The sequence below is a fragment of the Bacteroidales bacterium genome, assembly GCA_018334875.1.
GTDB lineage: Bacteria > Bacteroidota > Bacteroidia > Bacteroidales > UBA12077 > JAGXLC01.
This window is the reverse complement of sequence record JAGXLC010000472.1, coordinates 1-3,023: the sequence shown is the minus strand read 5'-3', so window position 1 is coordinate 3,023 and position 3,023 is coordinate 1. Positions and strand designations below refer to the sequence as shown.

The 3,023-nt window shown below is 41.7% G+C and carries 3 protein-coding genes; 2 read left to right on the top strand and 1 reads right to left on the bottom strand.

Annotation, left to right across the window (positions count from 1 at the left end; all coding sequences use genetic code 11):
- On the bottom strand, nt 1-251 hold a 251-nt coding region (locus tag KGY70_20035; protein MBS3777496.1), incomplete at its 3' end, for a hypothetical protein.
- A 428-nt stretch (nt 252-679) separates the two neighbouring features.
- Here KGY70_20035 and KGY70_20030 point away from each other — a divergent pair.
- Together KGY70_20030 and KGY70_20025 are read left to right on the top strand one after the other, a co-directional pair.
- Complete coding sequence (locus tag KGY70_20030) at nt 680-1,816, top strand: hypothetical protein (protein MBS3777495.1); 1,137 nt, start codon at nt 680-682, stop codon at nt 1,814-1,816.
- Between the two features lie 205 nt (nt 1,817-2,021).
- Nucleotides 2,022-3,023 (top strand): hypothetical protein (locus KGY70_20025; GenBank protein MBS3777494.1); only part of this gene is annotated, 1,002 nt, incomplete at its 3' end.

Genomic DNA, 3,023 nt, shown 5'->3' with positions numbered 1-3,023 from the left:
AGGGAAGAAGACTTCAATAACTTTTTGTCTATCTGCGGAGTAGGTTTGTCCTTATACTTTTCCGCCCGTGAAATGATGCCTTCTGCTTTTTCAGAATTGGCCATTTGATCCCATACCTCACGGTTTTGGATTGGCACCCCCAGGCCTTGGGGTTCATCGAGAAGCATATCGCTTATCTCCGAGATCCTTTCTTGTTTCGGGACAGGTAGATGCTGCTGAGCATTCACCTTTACCATGATAAAGAAAAACAAAAAAATTTCCCCCTCAAGATAATTTTTATCATTTGTATGCTCAGCGGCATTCTTAAGGCTACAAACAATCTTTTTTCATTGGTTTGCAGGTTACTCCCATAAACCTTCATCATTGGGTACTTCTATTGATTTTATCTAATTTTGTAAATTGCAGGAGATTGGTATAAAAATTTGTTTGTGATGTATTTTTTTGTATCTTTCCAGAGAAAATTGAAAGTAAGATATTTGGTTTTTTTGTTTTAAACCCTTGTTAACCCCGACTTAGGTGAAATTAAATTTTTGAAAAAAATTTTAGTGAACCTTAGTAGCTGTCGGAGACAGGAATAATTCTTGAATTATTCGGGCTAAATCCCTTTTCATAATTTTAACTTAGAGGTTTATGTTTAAATAAAGCCTGTGATTTTAAGAACAATTATAAGAAGATCAATATGAAAGTAATTAATAATATTCTGGTTTTTACAGTACTCATTTGTTTAACTGTATCTTTTGCTTATGCCCAGGATGGCCAAAGCAGAGCAACAGCCGGTGGTGGCGCTTCCTTTTCCCTGGAACCTATATGGAGTACCCAGACGGACTCTCGTTGGGAACCTGGTGAAGCTATCGGTGATGTGGAAGATGGTATTACAGCTGAGTTTGTTGAGTTCTCCGCCGATGGCAAGTTATTGGTGACCGCCAATGGACTGGGAAAAGCTTTTGTCCTCAATGCAGCCGATGGTACTATAGAACAAACTTTTACATACATTACTGATGAGGAAATCAGCAGTATTTCCGAATCCCAGATTTCCGGCATTTCCGGCGGACTCACCAAGTCAATGGAAGTCGAATGTGCTGCATTCACTCCTGATGGTCGCTTTTTGGTATTAGGGGGCAACCTTAATGGTGCCAAAATCTTTGACCTTTCGGATGGCTCATTGGTCCGCCACATTAAAGAAGAAGAAGAGATAGACGGACTTATGATATCCCCTGATGGGCGTTTTTTTGCTCATGGTTCACATCGCTCTGCCCGGGTTTACAATGCAAAAACCTGGGAATTGATCAAACAGGTTCCTTACGGCAAAATAAAGGGAACCCATGGTCCGGTTATCAATTCAATTGATTTTGCTACCAATGCTGACCTGATGGTGTTAGGAGGCAACTACGGTCATGTACAGCTGAATAATACGCGAGATTGGAAGCAAACCGGAGACGGTTTTATTCAAAATACATCTTCCATTAAGTCTGTACGTTTCTCGCCGGACGAACGCCTTGTTTGTGCCGGCTATGGGGGTGGAGAGATAACTGTCTGGCGGGTCCGGGATATGTCGTTAGTCAAACAATTTTCTTCCCTGGTTTACATTGAGGCTGTTGCCTGGAGTTCCGACGGGCGTTACCTAATGGCTGGCGGTCGTGATGATAGTGAAGGGCGCCTGCGCGTTTACCGTACGAGCGACTGGCAAATGGTTGGCAACCCTGAGGTTCAAGCTGATGCCGCCAGCATCGAGTATATAGACATCCATGGAGACCTTGTAGCAATCGCTGGAGAAGATGCGCATGTTCGTCTTTATCGGATTAAAAACCCAGAGTAAGTTAAAAAGCTCTCTAATTATATTAGATATAAAAGAGTTTATCAATTAATTCAAGAAAATGAAAAGTGGTTTTTATCAGATTAATAAGCCCGGTAGGTCTATAATCTTTACTTACGAAAGATGGATTCTTTATGGTGGTATACTAATGTTAAGTATACTCTCATTGCTTCTCTCATGCAGTGCTCCCAATCCAAAAGCTGTAATAGTGTCTGATACAACAGAGGCGGCCTCTCCTGTTCTTCATGGTATTGAGAAACTGAAAGAGCAGCTTATTTCAAAACAATATGATGTTGAAATCAACAAATCCCTGGAAGGAGCAGAAGGTGATTTGTTTTTGGTTGCAGGTTTAGCTTCCGGCAATAATAAGGCTGTGAGCCAGCTTAATTCCATGAAAGAGGAGTTACCGAAAGGGAAAGAGGGTTTTGTCATAAAAAAAAGCACAAGACAGGGAAGTCCCATAGTGGTGCTTTGTGGCGCAGATGCCAATGGTTTAATGTATGCATTGTTGGATATAGGAAGGCGCATTGGATTACAGGATATCACTGAAGATGTCCTAGCCCTGGTCAGTAATATTCGGAAACAAGCGGATTTGGCAGAAAGAGGAATTTCTACTTATACCATGCAAAGAGCCTGGTTTGAAAAGCGGCTTTACAATGAAAAATACTGGAAACGCTATTTTGATCAATTGGCCCGGAGCCGGATCAACAGTTTTACCATTATTTTCGGGTATGAGAATGGGGGGTTCCTGGCTCCTCCTTACCCCTATTTTTTTAATACTGAAGGTTTCCCAGATGTTGAAATGGCTAATATAAACCATGAGCAACAAAAGAAAAACATTGAGGCATTCAACAAAATGATCGAATTGGCCCATAAACGTGGAATAAGAATTACGGTGGGCATCTGGGATCATATATACCGGGGAGGTGTTCAAGACGGGGGCCTGGCCGAGGAAGAGGAAGGAGCTGAAGCACGGGTCAGTGGACTTAATAGCGAAAATTTGTCTGCTTATACTTTAAAGGCTTTTGAAAAGTTTCTTAAGGTCTTCCCGGAAATTGATAAAATTCAATTCCGTATGCACCCGGAATCAGGTCTTACCACAGAGGAGATGCCGGCTTTCTGGCATAAGATGTTTGGCTTGATCGCAGATAATCAGCCGGGAATGCCTGTGGACATAAGGGCCAAACAATTGCCTGATGAAATAATTAAT

Coding starts and splice junctions, on each gene's coding strand:
- KGY70_20030 (MBS3777495.1), top strand. CDS start 680: ATGAAAGTAATTAATAATATTCTGGTTTTTACAGTACTCATTTGTTTA.